The 18,032-nt window shown below is 65.3% G+C and carries 15 protein-coding genes; 5 read left to right on the forward strand and 10 right to left on the reverse strand.

All coding sequences use genetic code 11. From position 1 onward, the window contains the following. Positions 1-33 precede the first annotated feature (33 nt). The gene (locus ACXR2T_RS01045) at positions 34-1,404 is read left to right on the forward strand and encodes a hemolysin family protein (protein WP_458838044.1); all 1,371 of its coding nucleotides are present in this window, start codon (positions 34-36) and stop codon (positions 1,402-1,404) included. Further along, the gene (locus ACXR2T_RS01050; RefSeq protein WP_458815087.1) at positions 1,401-2,447 is read left to right on the forward strand and encodes a hemolysin family protein; all 1,047 of its coding nucleotides are present in this window, start codon (positions 1,401-1,403) and stop codon (positions 2,445-2,447) included. The genes ACXR2T_RS01045 and ACXR2T_RS01050 overlap by 4 nt, the downstream gene beginning before the upstream one ends. Before the next feature lies 1 nt (position 2,448). Here the strand turns inward: ACXR2T_RS01050 and ACXR2T_RS01055 are convergent, their stop codons facing one another. The 8 genes from ACXR2T_RS01055 to ACXR2T_RS01090 all read right to left on the reverse strand — a co-directional run bounded on the left by ACXR2T_RS01055 (position 2,449) and on the right by ACXR2T_RS01090 (position 11,577). Further along, positions 2,449-3,039, reverse strand: a complete 591-nt coding sequence (locus ACXR2T_RS01055) for a hypothetical protein (RefSeq protein WP_489945468.1) — start codon at positions 3,037-3,039, stop codon at positions 2,449-2,451. A 102-nt stretch (positions 3,040-3,141) separates the two neighbouring features. Beyond that, positions 3,142-4,359: an ABC transporter permease gene (locus ACXR2T_RS01060; RefSeq protein WP_458838042.1), complete on the reverse strand. Its 1,218-nt coding sequence runs from the start codon at positions 4,357-4,359 to the stop codon at positions 3,142-3,144. Further along, positions 4,356-5,069, reverse strand: coding sequence for an ABC transporter ATP-binding protein (locus tag ACXR2T_RS01065; RefSeq protein ID WP_458815093.1), 714 nt, complete (start codon positions 5,067-5,069; stop codon positions 4,356-4,358). Before ACXR2T_RS01065 ends, ACXR2T_RS01060 begins: the two co-directional genes overlap by 4 nt. Then, entirely contained in the window at positions 5,066-6,541 is a 1,476-nt protein-coding gene (locus ACXR2T_RS01070; protein ID WP_458838041.1) for an efflux RND transporter periplasmic adaptor subunit, read from the reverse strand. Before ACXR2T_RS01070 ends, ACXR2T_RS01065 begins: the two co-directional genes overlap by 4 nt. Before the next feature lie 5 nt (positions 6,542-6,546). After that, a complete protein-coding gene (locus ACXR2T_RS01075) occupies positions 6,547-7,596 on the reverse strand; it encodes a hypothetical protein (RefSeq protein WP_458838040.1) in 1,050 nt (349 codons plus the stop codon). 107 nt (positions 7,597-7,703) lie between these two features. After that, positions 7,704-8,837: a hypothetical protein gene (locus tag ACXR2T_RS01080; protein WP_489945469.1), complete on the reverse strand. Its 1,134-nt coding sequence runs from the start codon at positions 8,835-8,837 to the stop codon at positions 7,704-7,706. Between the two features lie 54 nt (positions 8,838-8,891). After that, complete coding sequence (gene metX / locus ACXR2T_RS01085; protein ID WP_458838039.1) at positions 8,892-10,097, reverse strand: homoserine O-acetyltransferase MetX; 1,206 nt, start codon at positions 10,095-10,097, stop codon at positions 8,892-8,894. 151 nt (positions 10,098-10,248) lie between these two features. Then, positions 10,249-11,577, reverse strand: a complete 1,329-nt coding sequence (locus tag ACXR2T_RS01090) for a bifunctional o-acetylhomoserine/o-acetylserine sulfhydrylase (protein ID WP_458815103.1) — start codon at positions 11,575-11,577, stop codon at positions 10,249-10,251. 201 nt (positions 11,578-11,778) lie between these two features. Here ACXR2T_RS01090 and ACXR2T_RS01095 point away from each other — a divergent pair, with 201 nt between their 5' ends. Continuing rightward, positions 11,779-12,486 (forward strand): uracil-DNA glycosylase, encoded by a 708-nt coding sequence (locus ACXR2T_RS01095; RefSeq protein ID WP_458838038.1) that lies wholly within the window; start codon positions 11,779-11,781, stop codon positions 12,484-12,486. 111 nt (positions 12,487-12,597) lie between these two features. Here the strand turns inward: ACXR2T_RS01095 and ACXR2T_RS01100 are convergent, their stop codons facing one another. Together ACXR2T_RS01100 and ACXR2T_RS01105 are read right to left on the reverse strand one after the other, a co-directional pair. Continuing rightward, on the reverse strand, positions 12,598-14,019 hold the full coding sequence (locus tag ACXR2T_RS01100; RefSeq protein WP_458838037.1) for an amino acid permease: 1,422 nt from the start codon (positions 14,017-14,019) through the stop codon (positions 12,598-12,600). Between the two features lie 170 nt (positions 14,020-14,189). Further along, positions 14,190-15,188 (reverse strand): agmatinase family protein, encoded by a 999-nt coding sequence (locus ACXR2T_RS01105; protein ID WP_458838036.1) that lies wholly within the window; start codon positions 15,186-15,188, stop codon positions 14,190-14,192. 121 nt (positions 15,189-15,309) lie between these two features. Between ACXR2T_RS01105 and hutH the strand changes: the two genes are divergently transcribed. Both hutH and ACXR2T_RS01115 read left to right on the forward strand, forming a co-directional pair. Further along, positions 15,310-16,890 (forward strand): histidine ammonia-lyase, encoded by a 1,581-nt coding sequence (hutH, locus tag ACXR2T_RS01110; RefSeq protein ID WP_458815111.1) that lies wholly within the window; start codon positions 15,310-15,312, stop codon positions 16,888-16,890. 160 nt (positions 16,891-17,050) lie between these two features. Continuing rightward, positions 17,051-17,830 carry an IclR family transcriptional regulator gene (locus ACXR2T_RS01115; protein ID WP_458838035.1) on the forward strand — a complete coding sequence of 260 codons (780 nt, stop codon included), beginning with the start codon at positions 17,051-17,053 and terminating at the stop codon, positions 17,828-17,830. The last annotated feature ends 202 nt before the right edge of the window (positions 17,831-18,032 follow it).

Consider the following 18,032-nt stretch of genomic DNA (forward strand, 5'->3'; position numbering starts at 1 on the left):
CACTCATAATCACTCGCCCGAGGGGGGCATCGCGTGAGCGATTGGCTACTCCTCGCCGTAGGATTAATTCTCACCGCGGGCACGGGCATCTTCGTGGCAGCGGAGTTCTCGCTGGTCGCGCTCGACCGGCAAGACCTTGAGCGTCGACGAGCGGGCGGCGAGCGGGGCCTCGACCGCGTGATTCGCGGTCTCTCTCGCACCTCGACGCACCTATCGAGTGCGCAACTGGGTATCACGCTCACCACGCTTCTCGCGGGTTACACGCTCGAGCCGTCAATCAGCTCGTTCCTCGACGCGCCGCTGGGCGCTCTCGGAGTGCCCGCCGAGCTGCGTCGTACGATCAGTGCACCCATCGCGGTCGCGCTTGCCACGGTGATCTCGATGATCGCGGGCGAGCTGGTGCCCAAGAACTTCGCGCTGGCAAAACCCCTGCCCACGGCGCGGTTTGTGATGCCCGCGCAGGCGGCATTTACGACAGCGTTCAAGCCTGCGGTGCTCGCCCTCAACGGGAGCGCGAACGGTATCTTGCGCAGCATCGGCATCGAGCCCAAAGAGGAAATCTCGGGCGCGCGTTCGGCAGAAGAGCTTTCGTCGCTCGTGCGGCATTCGGCGAGCGCTGGGCTACTCGAAGAGGACACGGCGACGCTGCTCGGGCGCACACTGCGCTTTGCTGAGCTCACCGCGGCCGACGTCATGACACCCCGGCTGAAGATCGAGAGCCTGCAGCGCCTACAAACCGCCGGTGACGTCCTTGAACTCTCAGGCCGCACCGGGTTCTCGCGGTTTCCCGTGATCGACGACGACCGCGACGACGTCGTGGGGGTCGTGCATGTGAAGCAGGCCGTGGCAGTGCCGCGTGCGAAACGCGCCGACGTGCCGGTGGCCGCTCTTGCAGAGGATGCGTTGCGCGTCCCCGAGACGATCCGGCTCGATCAGCTGCTTGAGGACCTGCGAGGCCAGGGATTTCAGCTGGCGATTGTGGTCGATGAGTATGGCGGTACAGCGGGCATTGTGACGCTCGAAGACCTGGTCGAAGAGATCGTGGGTGAGGTCGCCGACGAGCACGATCGTGCCGCCGCGGGGGTCTTGGGTACGGCCGAGCAGATGACGTTTCCGGCAGACCTGCGCCCCGATGAGCTCGCTGAGCAGACGGGCATCGACGTGCCCGAGGGCGATGAATACGACACGGTGGCTGGTTTCGTGCTGAGTCAGCTGGGCCGCATGCCCGAGGTGGGCGACGAAGTGCGCCTCGCGGGCGGCGGCACGCTGCGGGTCGAACGCCTCGAGGGGCGCCGGATCTCGCGGCTCAAGTTCACGAGTGACCCGCTGCCGAATCGCCCTCCCGCGAACGACACAGACGACACTGGCGACACTGACGAAGCAGCGCGAGGGGAGGGCTCATGAGCGACTGGATGGGCATCATGTGGCTTGTCGTGCTGCTGATCGCGAACGCGTTCTTCGTGGGCGCCGAGTTCGCGGTGATCTCGGCGAGACGCTCGCAGATCGAGCCCAAGGCCGAGGCCGGCTCGAAGCGCGCCAAGACTGCGCTCTACGCGATGGAGCACGCGACCCTCATGTTGGCGACGAGCCAGCTGGGGATCACCGTCTGCTCGCTCATGATTCTGAACGTGTCTGAGCCCGCGATTCACCACCTGCTGGTCGGCCCGCTGTCATGGACGGGCCTGTCAGTCGAGGCCGTGTCGATCGCTGCGTTCGTGATCACGCTGCTGCTCGTGTCGTATCTGCATGTCGTGTTTGGCGAGATGGTGCCGAAGAACGCGGCATTCTCGATGCCGGATCAGGCCGTGCTGCTCCTCGCCCCACCGCTCGTGGCAGTCTCGCGTGTGCTGCGGCATGTTATCGCGGCGCTGAACGCCACCGCGAACGGGGTGCTGCGGCTGTTTGGCGTAGAACCGAAGTCTGAGACCAACAGCACGTTTACGCTCGAGGAAGTGGCGAGTATCGTGAGCCACTCGACGCGCGAAGGGGTGCTCGAGGATCGTAGTGGTGCGCTGACCGCGGCGTTCGAATTTACGACGAAGCGGGCGAGCGACCTGCTCGTGCCGCAGGGCAAACTGGTGGTGCTGCCCGCAGGGTCGACACCCGCCGATGTTGAAGCCGCGGTGGCGCGTCACGGGTTCTCGCGCTACTTGCTCGCCGATGAGGCCGGAGGGCTGCGCGGCTACGTGCACATTAAAGACCTCGTGCGACTGGGCGACCATCGGGTCTGCGAACCGATTCCGGGCAAGCGTGTGCGCGAGATGCTCTCGATGCATGCTGACACCGAGCTCGAAGATGTGCTGTCACGCATGCAGGCGCGGGGGATTCACCTCGCTCGCATTCACGACGCGCAGGGGCAAGAGCTCGGCGTCGTGTTTCTCGAGGACGTCATCGAGCTCCTCGTGGGAGAGGTGCACGACGCCACGAAACGCAACCGCTTCGAGTGAGTTAGTCACGCACGTCGAACGTGATGCGGGCCGCAACTTCAGTGTGCTCGTTGTCGATTGCGAGCACACTGACCGGTGCCTGTACGGTGACCGCGAGTTCGGCACCCTCGTCGTCGAGTGAAATGACGTTGAACTGCACGGAGGTGTCGGGGCGTTCAACTCCGCCATAGGTGAGCGTGCCCACGGCGGTGAGCGACCCGTCTTTGCTCTGCACACGCCGCAGCACGGTGGGCTCGGTGAGTTGAAAGGAAGCGGTGGCATGGTCGCCGAGCTCGCCGCCGAACCTGGTTTCAAACCAGGCGTCGGTGATGACCCCGTCACCCACAACGAAGTAGCCAGAAGGGCTGATCGCTGCTGGCAGCGCGATGCTCGGCGATGACTGCGCAGAGGAGATCTCGATATCGGTCGCCTCATAGATGCGCTCAGACGGCGGCGCCAGCACATCTGAGTCTTGTGCCGCGCTCAGCCTGGTTGCGTGCGCTGACGTGTCAATTGCCTGAGTGCAGCCCGTAAGGCCACACGAGAGCGCAACCCCCGCCAGCAAGATCGTTTGCATGGTGTGACCCACGCGGTGTTGTAGTTTGAGACTCACCCTGGGGCCCTTTCGTATCAATCCCACCCTGCCGTGTTCGAGCCTAGACGGGCAAGGTGGGAGGGATCCGAATGATCGGTGTGAGGGCCCTCAGGCTGGGCGTCATGCGTCGCGTAGGGCATCGACAGGTTCGATGCGCGCGGCTTTGAGCGCCGGGTATGTGCCAGCGGCGAGACCGACGAGCGCGCCGACGCCCACACCGAGGGGTGCCGCCCACGGCGCGATGACCGGAGTCCACTGCTGCACGAGGCACACGCCTAGAATTGCGAAGATACCGACGACGACACCCATGAGCCCGCCGAGCACCCCGCTCGTGAGGGACTCGAGCATAAACTGCCGGGCAATGTCTCTCGTGCGCGCCCCGAGTGCACGGCGCAGCCCAATTTCGCCGCGCCGCTCTGACACCGACAGCAGTGTCACATTAGCGATGCCAATACCGCCTGCGAGCAGTGCCACGATACCGACGGCTAAAAAGAGCACGTTGACGTCTGCCTCAACGCCTGCCTGCAGGTCATTGCCCGACTTCGGCGCCAGCACCTTGAACCCCTCTGGGTCATTGGGGTTGAGTGCGATGGGAGCTTGACGTGCGACGACTGATCCGGCACCGATCGCGATGCGTATGTCGAGACTGTCTGGGCGAGTGAGACCGAGCTCTGTGCGGGCCGTGTCCACGGGCACTATGACAGCATCGAGCAATCCCGAGCGCGTACCCACCTTGTCGATGAGGCCAATCACGGTGTAAGCGCGCTCGTCGATGAAAATCGCGGGAGAGCCGGTGACACGGTTGATACCGAGTCGCTTCGCCGCCTCCTTGCCGAGTACGACGACGCGGTCGGCGCGCTGGTTATGGCCGTCGTCAAAGAATCGACCGGTCTGGACCCGGCCGTCAACGACGCTCAGTAGTTCAGGGGACGCCGCCACGATGGGTGGTGCGGCCTGCGCCGCCGCCGACGGGTCTTGCACGCGCACCGCCGTGACGGCGAGGCTGCCGGGCACCTGCGCATACAGCGCCGAGTGCTCAACCCCCGCAAGCGTCGACACACGTTCGACCGAGTCCCAAGGTATGCGCGCGGTGGCTCGTTCTTTACCACCAGCGCCGTTGGTCGAACCCGGCTCAACGGTCACGCGCGTTGCCGCGAGCGCGTCAAACTGCTGCGCGATCTGCCCGGCCGCCGTCTGCGCAAAACCGATCGTGGCGACGAGCGCGGCAATGCCGAGCACCGTGCCAATCATGGTGATCAGCAGACGTGAGGGCCGCGCGCCTATCCCCTCGAAGGCCTCGCGAATGAGGTCGCGCGGAGTGATCCGGTGCCGCGTCATGCCAGCTCCGTGAGCGTGCCGTCGTGCATGCGCACGCGGCGGCGGGCGGCTGCCGCAACCGACTCGTCGTGGGTGATCATGACGATCGTGAGGCCGTCTTCGCCGAGCTGGGCGAAGAGCTCCATGATGGAATCGGAGTTCTTGCGATCGAGGTTGCCTGTCGGCTCGTCGGCGAGCAGGAGCCTGGGGGACCCGCTCACGGCGCGAGCTATCGCGACGCGCTGGCGCTCACCGCCCGAGAGATGCTTGGGCGAAAAATCGACGCGGTGGGCGAGCCCCACGCGCGCGAGGGCCTGCCGCGCGCGACGTTCTCGCTCGTCGCGTGGTACGCCCTCGTATGTTCCGGCGAGCATCACATTCTCGAGCACGCTGCGGGTCGGCATGAGGTGGAACGACTGAAATACGAAGCCGATGGCGGTAGCGCGCAGCGCCGCCCGGTCGTCTTCGCTGAGCGCACCGACGTCGACGCCCTCGAACAAAAACGTGCCCGTGCTTGGACGGTCGAGCAGGCCGAGGGTGTTGAGCATCGTCGACTTGCCCGAGCCCGACGGGCCCACGATCGCGAGGTAGTCGCCGCGTTCGATCGTGAGATCGATGCCGCGCAGCGCGTTGACCGCGGGGGGACCTGGAAAATACCGGGTCACATCGTCGAGCGACACGATCGGCCCCGCATTCGTAGCGTCGCCGATGGGATCGTCGAGCTCGCTCACTTGCCGACCACAACCTTTGCGCCGGGCTTGATGCGGGCGTCGCCGCTCGTGACCTCGACGAACCCGTCGGCGGCGAGACCGGCCTTGACGTTCACGAGCTCGGTGACGGCGTCGGGGCCGCTCTTGAGGTCGACGAGCAATTCGACGCGGTCTTCGCCGCCCGAACCGGCAGACAGAGCCGCGATGGGAACCGACAGCACCTCACCCTCGGTTGACGCGACGGGAATCCGCAGTCGCACGTTTGTGCCGCGCACGGCCTCAATCTGCTCAGGCGTGAGTGTTTGTGGTGTGAGATGTACCTCGTAGCGTGCGCTGTTGTCACTGCCCGAACCGCTCGAACTGCCAGCACCGCCGGATCCCTGCCCATCGCCCCCCTCATCGCCCTGACCGCCCTTCTTCTTGGGCGTGACGATTTTCTGTACTGTCGCGGTCAGCTCGTCACCGCCCGGGCCAGGAAAAAACGCTTCGGTACCGTCTGTGAGCAGCTCTGCATCTTGCTTCGATACGGTGCCGATGATGGTGAGCTGCGCGCCCGACACACTCATCGGGCTGCCCGAGAGGATGTCGCCGCGCTCGACTGACACAGCATCAACGCGACGGGGCAGACTCTCAAGGAAGAGCACCTCACTTGAGGGTAGCGTCGGCTGAGCGGCCTGCTGCGCTTGGGCGAGCTCGTTCTGCGCGTCTTCGAGTGAGGTGTAGGCCGAGTTAACTGCGGCCTGTTCTCCGATGAGGGATGACGATTTGTCTGCGCGCGCCTGCTCGAGGTTCGCCTGTGCTTGAGCGATACTCACGTTTGCATCGCGCACGGCACGCTCGGCGGCGCGCAGCGCGTCTTGGGCAGCCTCGCCACCGGTGGCAGCTGAGTAACCGATTTGTTCGTAGAGTGCGCCGAGGCCTGCGGCGGTGTCCCACTCAAAGGTGTCATTGCTGGTATCGCCCGACGCATACCCCATGCCCGCGAGCGCGGTCTTAAGCTGCGTGACGTCTGGGCCGCGCATGCCGATTGAGAGCGATCGGTAGGCCGGCAGCCCACCCGGCATCACGATCACGGGACGCCCGGCGACCTCGAGCGCAATGTTGCCGGTGTTGAACTCGGTGCCCACCGTTGGCACGTGGCCCGTGATCACGGGGCGATCGTCACCCCCGGCGGTGTCGATCGTCACATCGACTGCGTCGGCGTAGGTCACTTCGCCTCGCGAGACGACCGTGTTCTCGATCGTGCGGAGCTCAACAGGAGTAGTGATGGGGCCGGGCTCGGGAGGCTTCGACTTCGCGGCTAACTCGGCGGGGGAGACGATGAACTGCATCGCGGCGATACCGACCAGGAGCGATGCGACCGCAACCGAGGCGACGAGCGTGACAAGCCTGGTGCCAGACCAGCCGCGACGCTCGGGGGTGGGCTTGTCGGGAGCCTCAGCCGTGTCAGCAGTGTCAGACGTCTCAGGAGTTTCGCTGGAGTCCTCTGTCACAGGATCTAGTCCTTCTTGCTCTTGACGCCGTACTGGGCGACCATCGCCTCAAGGGTGGCCGTGTGCTCGTCGACAAACTTCTGTTCAGCGTCGAACATGATCTTCATCTGAGCGTCATCGTAGTTAGATTTCTTCTTGCACTTTGTATCTGCGAGTGCGACTTCGATTTCGCGCTCCTGGAACTTCTTGTTCTCTTCTTTGCTGGGTTCCTTGTACTCGCCGTCATCGCCGATCATTGACATAGCGTTTAGCTCGTCATAGAGCGTCTGCTGGGCAGCGTTGGGGCTCGTGAACTCGTTCTGGCCAGCCTCAGCCATGCAGTCAGCCCAGGTGCGGTTCAGCTTTGCGATGTCTTCGTTTGGATTCTGCTCGTCGTAGAGCGTGTTCCACATCTCTTCCATCGCTTTAAACATGTCGGCGAATTGGGGATCTTCGCTCGCGGCCTGATACGGGTCGGTATCTTGTTGTAACTCGTGCTGGGCTGCGCCGTAGCAGCCGGAGGTCTCCCAGTTGTACTCGTACTGGTAGTCTTCGTCCTCCATCGCGGCCATTTCTTCCTCGGTGGGTGAAGGGCCGCTGAGCGCCTCGTAGTACGCGGTTTGCTCAGATTCGCTGAGTGAGTTCACATAGTCAGCGTTGGGATCGACCCACTCTTCTTCTGACATGGTCTCTTCAGAGCCCATCCACGGTGAATCGATGATGCCGTAGCCGTATTGCTTTGCGAACTCCTCGGTTCCCCACTCCGGGCCTTCAGGCTCTTCATCAGGCGAGTAGACTGTGCCGCCATTGTTGGTGTCAGGGGTGTACTCGAACCCCTCTTTCGCCATGCAGGCAGCGATCAGGTCTTGTTCCTCGATGTTCTGCTTATCGAGCTGCTCCTGTGTGATCTCTTCGCCGTCCCATAGGGCGTTCGTGTATTTCGACAGCGGGCCCTGGCCCGGCTCGGTTTTGTTTGAGTCAGCGCCGCTGCAAGCGGTAAGCATGAGTGCTGCGGCGGCAAGCGCGGCAGGAAGTATGAGACGCACGGGGCGCGTAACGCGTGAAATCTTAGGCATCAGGCTCTCGTTCGTTTGGGGCCGCTAGCGCTTCGATGCGGCAGCGCTTGTCGGTGAATGGGTACAACTGTAGTAGCTGACGCGCCCTGGTTGCGTAGCCACACGGCTTAGCCGTCTGCGCTGCCACGCGCAGCGCTCTCGCTGCCGTACTGGGCGACCATGGCATCGAGCATCGTCTTGTGCTCGTCGACGAATTCTTGCTCAAGCGCAAACAAGATCTGTGTGAGCGAGTCGTTGTACTTGACGGCTTTCTTGCACTCGGCGTCAGCGAGAGACACTTCGAACTCGCGTTCCTGAAACTTCTCTTTGTCTGCCTTGAGTGGCCCCTGGTATCGGCCGTCTGCTGTCGCTGGCCGTTCAATGCTGCGGTACTCGGCTTCGAGTGCCTGTAAGGCGACATTTGGTGAGGCGTAGTCTTCTTGCCCCGCCTCAGTCATACACTCAGCCCAGGTGCGGTTGAGCTCCGCGACGTCTTCATGCGGCTTCTCATCGTCGTAGACACCGGCCCAAATTGTTTGCATCTGGGTGAAGAGGTCGGCATACTGCGGATCTTCGCTTGCGGCCACATACGGGTCATAATCTTGGCCCGTTTCATGCCGCGCGAAACCGTCGCAGCCCGAGGTTTTCCAGTCGTACCCCGCCTCGGCGTTGCCGTCTCCTTCTTCGAGCGCGGCCAACTCTTCGTCGGTGAGCTCTGGGCCAGTGAGCGCTTCCCAGTATGCGGCACGTTCGGTGTCGGAGAGCGAATCGACGTAGGCGGTATTCGGGTCGACGAACTCCTCGGGTTCAGGGCGCTCTGCCATCACCTGAACGAAGGGGTTGTCGGCGATACCGTAGCCGTATTGTTTGACAAACTCGTCTGTGCCCCAGTCGGGCGCTTCGACTTCGCTTTCAGCGTTAGTTTCGACACCCGTGTTGATGACAGGTGTGTACTCAAACCCTTCGTTCGTCATGCACTGCGCAATGAGCTCCTCATGCTCAGTCTGCTGCTTCACGATCTGCTCTTGTGTGAGCTCTTCGCCGTCCCAGAGTCCGTTGGTGTAGGTGGCAAGAGGGCTCTCGTCATAACTGGTGGGTGCAGGTGTGTCACCGCTGCACGCCGTAAGCAGGAGCGCTGTGGCCGCGAGCGCGGCGGGCAACAGTAAACGTGCGGGGCGCGTCGCGCTTGAAAAGCCAGACATCGGGCTCTCTTCCGTGTAAGCCGAGTACGTGTTGAAGCGGTCGAATTCTGCAAGCTTCAACACAACTGTAGCGGACTGGCGATGCCACCGCGGCAGGCCTGACGAGGTACGGTCTCAGCTGTTCAGCAGGCGCAAGAGCTCCGTGCCGACGCGTTCAAACTCGATGAGAAACGCATCGTGCCCAAACGGTGAATCGATGCGTGTGGCTTGGGGCCCGTCGAGGCTGCCGGGGGTGTGACGCGCGATCTCGTCCTGGCCGTCGAGCGTGAACAGGCGGTCGCTTGGAATGCCGAGTACCAGTGTGGGGAGATCGAGGGTCGACAGCGCTGCGCGCACGCCGCCGCGGCCGCGGCCCACATCGTGCGAGTTCATGGCCTGCACAAGGGTCAGGTAGCTGTTGGCGTCGAACCGGCGTGTGAACTTGTTGCCGTGGAAATCGAGATATGACTCGACAGCGAAGCGGCCGCCACTGCCGAGCGGGCTTACCGCCGACTGCCAGGCACGACCAAAACGCTCGTCGAGCTCAGTGTTCGAGCGGTAGTTGAGCAGCGCGAGCCTGCGCGCGGTAGCGAGGCCGTGGTGCGGACCCACCCCGTCGGGGGCGTCGTAGTAGTCGCCACCGTGGTAGGCAGGGTCGCTACGTATTGCTTCGAGCTGCACGAGGTTCAAGCCGATCTGGTCGGCGGTCGTTACGGGAGGCGCCGCGATGACGGCGAGCCGCCCGGCGCGGCCGGGCTGAGTGAGGGCCCACTCGAGCGCGTGCATGCCGCCCATTGAGCCACCGATGACGGTGTGAAACCGATCAATGCCGAGGGCGTCTGCGAAACGTGCGGCCGCAGCCACCTGGTCACGAATAGTGAGGAACGGAAACCGGCCACCCCACTCGCGATGCTCGGGGTCGAGGGATCCGGGGCCTGTCGAGCCCTGGCAGCCGCCGAGCACATTGGGGGCCACGACGCAGTATTTTTCGGTGTCGAGTGGGCGGCCCGGGCCGACGATCTCAGACCACCAGCCGTCGGTGGGGTGGCCGGGGCCCGCGGGCCCCATCAGGTGGCTGTCGCCCGTGAGCGCGTGGAACACGAGAATTGCGTTGTCGCGTGCGTCGTTGAGCTCGCCGAAGGTTTCGTACGCGATGCGCACGTTGGGTAGCTCTTCGCCCGCCTCGGTCGTGAGTGAGCCGATCGCGGCGAACTGCCGCTGGCCCACCGGGTCGCCGTCGCGCCATCCGCCCGAGATAGGGGGTCGGCCCATGAGGGCGCGCAGCTGGGCGTCAGTGATGAAGTCGGTGGGAAACGAGTCCTCGGGGGTCTGCCAGTCCATGATGATCCATTCTGCCGGGTCTGCGTGCGTGGTTCGGAGCGTGCGTGCGTGTGCGCGTGCGCGAGTAAACGCCAGGGGTATGACGCGATATGCGCCGAACGCGCCTTCGCAGCAGGGCGAAGGCGCGTTCGGGGCGATCTGCGGCGCGAGGTTATGCGTTGGCGTTGGCCTCGGCGACAACCTTGCGTGCGGCGGCGAAGCCCTTCTCGAGGTCGGCCTTGATGTCATCGATGTGCTCGAGGCCCACCGAGAGTCGCACGAGCCCCGGGGTGACGCCGGCGGTGAGCTGCTGCTCGGGGGTGAGCTGCGAGTGTGTGGTCGAAGCGGGGTGAATGATGAGGCTGCGCACGTCGCCGATGTTGGCGACGTGGCTGAACAGCTCAACGTTCTCAACGGCCGCGCGGCCGGCTTCGACGCCGCCCTTGAGCTCGAACGAGACGACAGCGCCTACGCCCTTCGGGGCATACTTGTTCGCGGCGGCGTACCACGGGCTCGTCGGCAGACCCGAGTAGTACACGGTGGCAACGTCGGGATGGCCGTCGAGCCACTCAGCGATTTCTTGCGTGTTCTGCACGTGGCGCTCCATGCGCAGTGACAGGGTCTCGATACCCTGCAGCAGTAGCCACACGTTGATGGGGGCGATCGATGCGCCGAGGTCGCGCAGCAGCTGCACGCGCGCCTTGATGATGTAAGCGATGCCGTCACCCACCGCGCCGGTGTAGCTCACGCCGTTGTATGACTCGTCGGGCTCGGTGAGACCGGGGAACCGGTCGACGTGCTCTGACCAAGCAAACTTGCCGCCGTCGACGATGACGCCGCCCATGGTTGTGCCGTGGCCGCCCAAGAACTTGGTGGCCGAGTGCAGCACGATGTCTGCGCCATGCTCGATGGGGCGCACCAGGTAGGGGCTCGCAACGGTGTTGTCAACGATGAGGGGCAGGCCGTTTTCGTGAGCCACGTCTGCGACGGCGCGAATATCGAGCACGTTCGAGCGCGGGTTTGCGATGCTCTCGGCGAAGAACAGCTTCGTGTTGGGGCGAACGGCGCGCTGCCATGCGGCGGGATCGTCTTGATCCTCCACGAACGTGACCTCAATGCCGAGCTTCGCGAGCGTGTACTTGAAGAGGTTGTAGGTACCGCCGTAGATCGATGACGATGACACAATGTGGTCGCCCGCGCCCGCAATGTTGAGCACCGCAAACGTCGAAGCTGACTGGCCGCTCGCGAGCAGCAGGGCTGCCGTGCCCCCCTCGAGCGCGGCGATACGCTGCTCAGCAACGTCTTGCGTCGGGTTGTTGAGGCGCGTGTAGATGGGCCCAAACTCGGTGAGTGCGAAGCGGCCCGCTGCCTGCGCAGTGTCTTCAAACACAAACGCGGTCGTCTGGTGAATCGGCAGCGCACGCGAGCCCGTGGTCGGGTCTGCGACCTGGCCGGCGTGAATCTGCTGGGTCTCAAAGCCCCAAGCGGTGTTATCAGTCATCGTGAAACTCCTCGGTGAGTGGAAGTAGAGGGTGCCGCCGCGACGGAGTTCGCGAGGGTGCTGCCAAGAGACTACGAAACAGATGCATGCGTGGCAATGTTTGCTGACACGAGGCGTAACCTGCCGCAGATGCGCCACAGGGGTCGCTCGTTTCGTGGCGTCACGGGCTGATCTGCCACCGGTTTCAGGCAGAATATGTTCATGACTGATCCGGATCATGGCCTCGCGGCGCTTGAGAGGCTCCAGGCCGCGGGCCGTATTGCCCCAGACTGGGCCGAGGCGTTGCGCCCGGTCGCGGGCGACCTCGAAGCGGTGCTCGCATTCGTCGACGCAGAGCGGGCGGCGGGCCACGAGGTGCTGCCGCCCGCCGAGTGCATCTTTCGGGCGTTCGAGCGGCCGCTCGCGCTGGCTCGTGTGCTCGTCGTCGGGCAAGACCCGTACCCCACCCCCGGCCACGCGATGGGGTACGCGTTCTCGGCGGCCCGCGACGTACGGCCGCTGCCGCGTAGCCTCGTCAACATGTATCGCGAGCTGCACGACGATCTCGGGGCCTCGCCTGCCACTCACCCCGACCTGAGCTCGTGGGCCGAGCAGGGGGTGCTGCTGCTCAACCGCGTGCTGACGGTGCAGGCGGGGGAGGCGGGGTCACACCGACGTAAAGGGTGGGAGCGCATTACCGACTGCGCGATCGCCGCGCTCGCAGAACGTGGCGGGCCGCTCGTCGCAATTTTGTGGGGCAACGATGCCCGGGCGCTCGCGCCCCGCCTGGGGAGCGTGCCCGTAATCGAGAGTGCGCACCCGTCGCCGCTGTCGGCCAGGCGCGGGTTCTTTGGGTCGAAACCGTTTAGCCGCGCGAACGCCGAGCTGGCGGCGCAGGGCGCCCCTCCGATTGATTGGCGCCTGGGCTGAGCTCAATCCAACGGATTACCCGGTTGCAACACCAAGCGGCCGCAACAGATGGGAACCTCCGTACGGTTCAGAGGCTGATAAAGCGTACGGAGTGTCCCTTCTGTGGCGCGGTTACGGGGTGAGGTCTGCCGGGTTACGTCCACGCACGAAGAACCAGTAGCAGGCGGCAATGAGCACGACCCAGGCGGCGCCCACGTAGATTGCTGGGCGGGTGTCGGGCACGACGGCGATGAGCGCGAGCACCACAATGACAAACACGATTGTGATGTACGACGCGGCCGGCCACCACGGCACAGGGAAGGCGCTCGGGGCAAGACCCTCACGTGCGACTTCGCGTTTCATGCGCACGTGCGCGATCAAGATGACAAGCCATACGAGCACCGTCGCGAAGGTCGCGAGCGCGGCGATTAAGAAGAAAACTTGATCCGGAAATAGCGCGTTGATTACGACGCCGACGAGCAGCGCAGCGACCATCGCCACGACCGGCATATAGGGCACGCCGCCGCGGCTCGTGTGCGTGAACGAACGAGGGGCCTGCCCCTTGAGCGCGAGGCCGTGCAGCATGCGGCCCGCGCCGAAGATGTCGGCGTTGATGGCAGACAGGGCGGCCGTGATGATCACGAAGTTGAGCACGTGGGCGGCGGCGGGAATGCCGAGCGCGTCGAACACCGACACGAACGGGCTGGAGTTGCCGTCGATGGCGTTCCACGGTTGCAGGCACATGATGACGCCCAGCGTGAGTACATAGAACAACAGAATGCGCAGCGGCACCGAGTTGATCGCGCGCGGAATCACGCGGCCGGGGTCTTTGGCTTCGCCGGCGGTGATGCCGATCACCTCGATGCCGCCGAACGCAAACATGACGATTGTGAACGAGGCGACGAATCCCCACACGCCGTTGGGCATGAACCCGCCGTGGCTAAACAGGTTTGAGAGGCCCGCCGCGCCCGCGCTTTGCGTACCGAAACCAAACACGATGACGGCGATGCCGCCCGCGATCATGAGCACGATCGCCGAGATCTTGATGAGCGAGAACCAGAATTCGAGCTCGCCAAACGCCTTCACGCTAATCAGGTTGAGTGCCGCGATAAAGAACACGGCTGCGAGCACCCAGATCCAGCGGTCGACGTCTGGAAACCAGAACCCCATGTAGATGCCAAACGCGGTGACGTCTGCGAGCGCGACGACGAACATCTCGAACGTGTACGTCCAGCCCACCAGAAAGCCCGAGAACGGGCCAATGTACTTCGAGGCGTAGGCAGAGAACGAGCCCGAGACAGGGTTGCGCACGGCCAGCTCGCCGAGTGCGCGCATCACCATAAAGACCGCCGCGCCGCCAATGATGTACGCGAGCAGCACCGAGGGCCCAGCGGTCTGAATCGCGCCCGCCGACCCCATGAAGAGGCCCGTGCCGATCGCTGACCCGAGCGCCATGAACCTGATGTGGCGGGCCGAAAGCCCCCGTTTGAGCGCGGTCTGCTGCGGTGCGGCGGCGTGCGGTGCTGCGGCGGGCGAGCCGTCCGTCGAATTCATGGTGTGTTCCCTCTCGGCGGGGTCTCCCGCACCGAAACACTCTAACCCGGGCGGCTCCGTGAGACGCAATCGAGGGTGCCGCCCGCGACTCGCGTGCTGGCCGTGTGCGAGTCGCGGGCGGCCTGATCCGGGCTAGTGCCGCCCGAGCCGGGTAGCGAGGCTCGCCGCGGTTACTTGCCGAGCCGGGCGGCGAGGCCGGCAGCGGCCTCAAGCACGCAGAGCGCAGCAAGGCGCACGGTGCGTTGGTCGCTCGTGTCGGCTGTCGCATCGACCTCGGCGATATCGATGCCGCGCACCCGCGGGTCGGTGGCGAGGAGCCTTGTCGCGAGGCGCAGCTCGTGCGCCTGAATACCGCCGGGAATTGATGCGGGGCAGCCGGGGGCCACCGAGCGATCGCACACGTCGACGTCGAGGTCGACGTGCAGTGGGCCGCCGCCTGAGCCTGCAATGTGTAGCGCTTCTTCGACAACCTCGTGCATGGTGCGCGTGTGTAGTTCGTCGCGGTGAATGACCGTGATGCCGTATTCCTTGGCGCGGCGGCGGTACTCGGCTGAGTTTGCGAAGTCGGCGATGCCGATCTGCACGATGCGGCGCGGGTTGAGCCCGGCCTCGATGAGCCTGCGCACGGGGGAGCCGTTCGAGCGGCCGTCGCGTAGGTCGTGGTGGGCGTCGAGCGTAATGAGGCCTGCGTTCTCGAGGTCTGCGCCGCAGACGCCGAGCGCGGCCGGCACGGTGAGCGAGTTGTCGCCGCCGAGCGCGACAACCAGCTCGGCGCGCTGCGACAGCGTCGCGACCAGTTCGCGAGCGGCAGCTTCGCCCGCCTCAGAGTCGGGGTTTGAGACGTCGCCGGCGTCGACGATGGTGAGCGCCTCGTCGAGCACAATCTCGTTCTCGCGGCGGCGTCGGCCGGGAAACCCCGGGGCGACGACGTGGCTCGAGTAGCGACGCAGGGCCTCGCGCACCGCGGCGGGTGTCTCGTGGGCATTCGTGGGTGAGAGCGATGTGAGCGAGGTGGGAATGCCGACGAGTGCGAGATCGATGTGCGTGTCGTCTGCGGGCAGCGGCCCCCACTCGCCTGTGCGGGGCCAGGCCGGGTCTACCGACAGGTTAGAGGTGACGTGCGCTTCGTTGCGGGGCTCTTCGTTGCGAAACCCTGTGTCGTGGATCATGCTTCGACCGTAACAAAGACGGTGCCCCTCGCGCGCCCCGCTTGACCAATCATCTGGGATCCCAGACAGGGGAGTGTGTGGCGGGGTACCACCCGGCGCGCAGGTGCGGTGTGATCGAAGCATGAACGCATATGCCACCGTCACCCTCGGTGACGCACCCCTCACCATCGCCGACGTCGTCGCCGTCGCACGCCACGACGCCCCCATCGCTGTATCGAGTGCGGCGCTCGAGCGTGTTGCCACCAGCCGCCAGATCGTCGAAGATCTCGCAAACGACTCGCAGCCGCACTACGGTATCTCGACCGGGTTTGGGGCCCTCGCTAAGGTGCAGATTCCCGTAGAAAAGCGGCAGCAGCTGCAGCGCAGCCTCATCAGGTCGCACGCCGCAGGCACGGGTGCCGAGGTCGAACGGGAGGTTGTGCGTGCCCTTATGCTACTTCGCCTCGCAACGCTTGCCACCGGCCGCACGGGTGTGCGCCCGGCCGTGGTTGAGACCTACGCGGCGATCATCAACGCCGGCATCACCCCTGTTGTGCACGAGTACGGTTCGCTCGGCTGCTCGGGCGACCTGAGCCCACTGGCCCACTGTGCACTCACGCTCATGGGTGAGGGGCAGGTGCGGCTCGCCGGGGCGGCGGCCGATGCGGCCCCGACCGACGCAGCAGACGCGCTCGCCGCCGCGGGCATCACCCCGCTCGTGCTCGCAGAGAAAGAGGGTCTCGCTCTCATCAACGGCACCGACGGCATGTTGGGCATGCTGTGCCTGGCGCTGGCAGATCTCGCCGAGCTCTTCGCCGTCGCTGATGTGGCCGCCGCCGCCTCCGTCGAAGGGCTCACCGGCACCGACGCGGTCTTCGCCGCCGACCTGCACGCGCTGCGCCCGCACCCGGGCCAGGCTGCCGCCGCCGCCAACATGCGCGCCGTGCTCGAGGGCTCGCATCTGATTCAGCGCCCCCGCGAGGGCGAGTTCACGCGCGTACAAGACGCCTACTCGCTCCGCTGCGCACCGCAGGTGCACGGCGCCGCCCGCGACACCGCCGCCCACGCTGCGACCGTAGCGGGGTACGAACTCGCGTCAGCCATCGATAACCCGGTCGTGCTCGCCGATGGCCGGGTCGAATCGAACGGCAACTTTCACGGCGCGCCCGTCGCCTATGTGCTCGACTTTCTCGCCGTGGCCGTCGCCGACCTCGCCTCGATTAGCGAGCGCCGCACCGACCGCTTTCTCGATGTCGCGCGCAACCACGGGCTGCCGCCGTTTCTCGCCGCAGACGCGGGGCTCGACTCAGGGCTCATGATCGCGCAGTACACTGCCGCCGGTATCGTGAGCGAGCTCAAGCGACTCGCCGCGCCAGCCTCGGTCGATTCGATCCCGTCGTCGGCGATGCAAGAGGACCACGTGTCGATGGGTTGGCATGCCGGGCGCAAGCTACGCCGCGCGATCGACGGGCTCTCACGTGTGCTCGCTATCGAGCTGCTCACGTCGACTCGCTCGCTCGATTTTCGGGCGCAGGCGCAAGACGCAGCCGAGCATCAGCCGTCGCCCGCAACGCTCGCGGTGCACGAGCTGTTTCGCACGCGCATCGCGGCCCCCGACACCGACTCGTTCCTGTCGCCCACCATCACGGCGGCGCACGAGTTCGTCGTGAGCGGGGCGGTGCGTGCGAGCGTCGAAGCTGCGCTCGGCGCAAAGCTCGCTTAGGCACGACGCTCGCGTACCCGCGACGCTAAGCAGTAGGCCCGGGCTCACCTCTTATCCCGGGCCCACCGCGGCCCGGGCTCACCTCTTATCCCGGGCCCACCGCGGCTCGGGCCCACCGCGGCTCGGGCCCAACCGATCCGGCGCGCGATAGGGTGCACTCATGACCGAACCCAAGGTACCGGCGGCCGACCAGACGCTGCGCATCTTGAGCCTGCTCGCGCGTTCGCGTGGGCCGATGGCGGCCAGCATGATCGCCACCCAGCTCGAGCTGCCGCGGTCGACGGTGTATCACCTGCTCGCGACGCTACAGCAGCACGGGTTCGTGATGCACCTGCCCGAGGAGAAACGCTACGGGCTCGGCATTGCCGCGGTCGAGCTCTCGAGTGCGTACGAGCGCCAGGAGCCGCTCGGTAGGCTCGGTCGCCCGCTCGTCGCGCAGCTCGTCGACCGGCTGGGCGAGAGCTGCCACCTCGCCGTGCCGCACGGCCGCGACGTGCTCTACGTCATCGAGGAGCGGGCGCCCGGGTCGCGGCCCCTCGTCACCGATGTCGACGTGCGGCTGCCCATGCAGCTCACGGCGAGCGGACGCGCAATTCTCGCATCGCTGCCTAAAGCCCAGGTGCGGGCGCTATTTCCGTCGCAGGAGGCGTTCGTGCATCGGCACACGCTGCCCGACGGTGAGCACATCGACCGCTACTCCAAGCTGCGTACCGTGCTCGACGATACCCGCACGCGCGGGTATGCGCTCGAGCGGGGGTCGGTCACCGAAGGGCTCGCGTCGATCGGCGTGCCGGTGCTTGACCACCGAGGGTGGCCGGTGGCTGCGATCGCGGTGACGTTCGCTGAAGAGCGCATCGCTCCGGATCAATTCGCAGGCGTCGCCCTCGCCGTACGGCAGGCGGCGCAGACCCTCTCCACCCGCATTCACGGCCGCGCGTAGGGGCCGCGCCGTGCCGCCCTCACCGTGCGGCCAAAAGTGGGTGTTATCGGCTCCGATAACACCCACTTTTGGCCGCACGACATAACACGGAAGCACAGCAGGCCGATAAACACGCGTGAAAAGTAGACGCTTCGTCGAAATACTTCGTCCACAACAGTGAAGAGCACACAGAATCTGGTCGTCTTTGGCGCCTCCTGTGGAT

The organism is Leucobacter faecis (genome assembly GCF_054456635.2).

Bases quoted from the DNA above. Each gene is read 5' to 3' on its own strand.
- ACXR2T_RS01095 (WP_458838038.1), top strand. From the start codon at position 11,779: ATGACTGATCCGGATCATGGCCTCGCGGCGCTTGAGAGGCTCCAGGCC.
- ACXR2T_RS01100 (WP_458838037.1), bottom strand. From the start codon at position 14,019: ATGAATTCGACGGACGGCTCGCCCGCCGCAGCACCGCACGCCGCCGCA.
- ACXR2T_RS01090 (WP_458815103.1), bottom strand. From the start codon at position 11,577: ATGACTGATAACACCGCTTGGGGCTTTGAGACCCAGCAGATTCACGCC.
- hutH (WP_458815111.1), top strand. From the start codon at position 15,310: ATGAACGCATATGCCACCGTCACCCTCGGTGACGCACCCCTCACCATC.
- ACXR2T_RS01075 (WP_458838040.1), bottom strand. From the start codon at position 7,596: ATGCCTAAGATTTCACGCGTTACGCGCCCCGTGCGTCTCATACTTCCT.
- metX (WP_458838039.1), bottom strand. From the start codon at position 10,097: ATGGACTGGCAGACCCCCGAGGACTCGTTTCCCACCGACTTCATCACT.
- ACXR2T_RS01050 (WP_458815087.1), top strand. From the start codon at position 1,401: ATGAGCGACTGGATGGGCATCATGTGGCTTGTCGTGCTGCTGATCGCG.
- ACXR2T_RS01060 (WP_458838042.1), bottom strand. From the start codon at position 4,359: ATGACGCGGCACCGGATCACTCCGCGCGACCTCATTCGCGAGGCCTTC.
- ACXR2T_RS01105 (WP_458838036.1), bottom strand. From the start codon at position 15,188: ATGATCCACGACACAGGGTTTCGCAACGAAGAGCCCCGCAACGAAGCG.
- ACXR2T_RS01115 (WP_458838035.1), top strand. From the start codon at position 17,051: ATGACCGAACCCAAGGTACCGGCGGCCGACCAGACGCTGCGCATCTTG.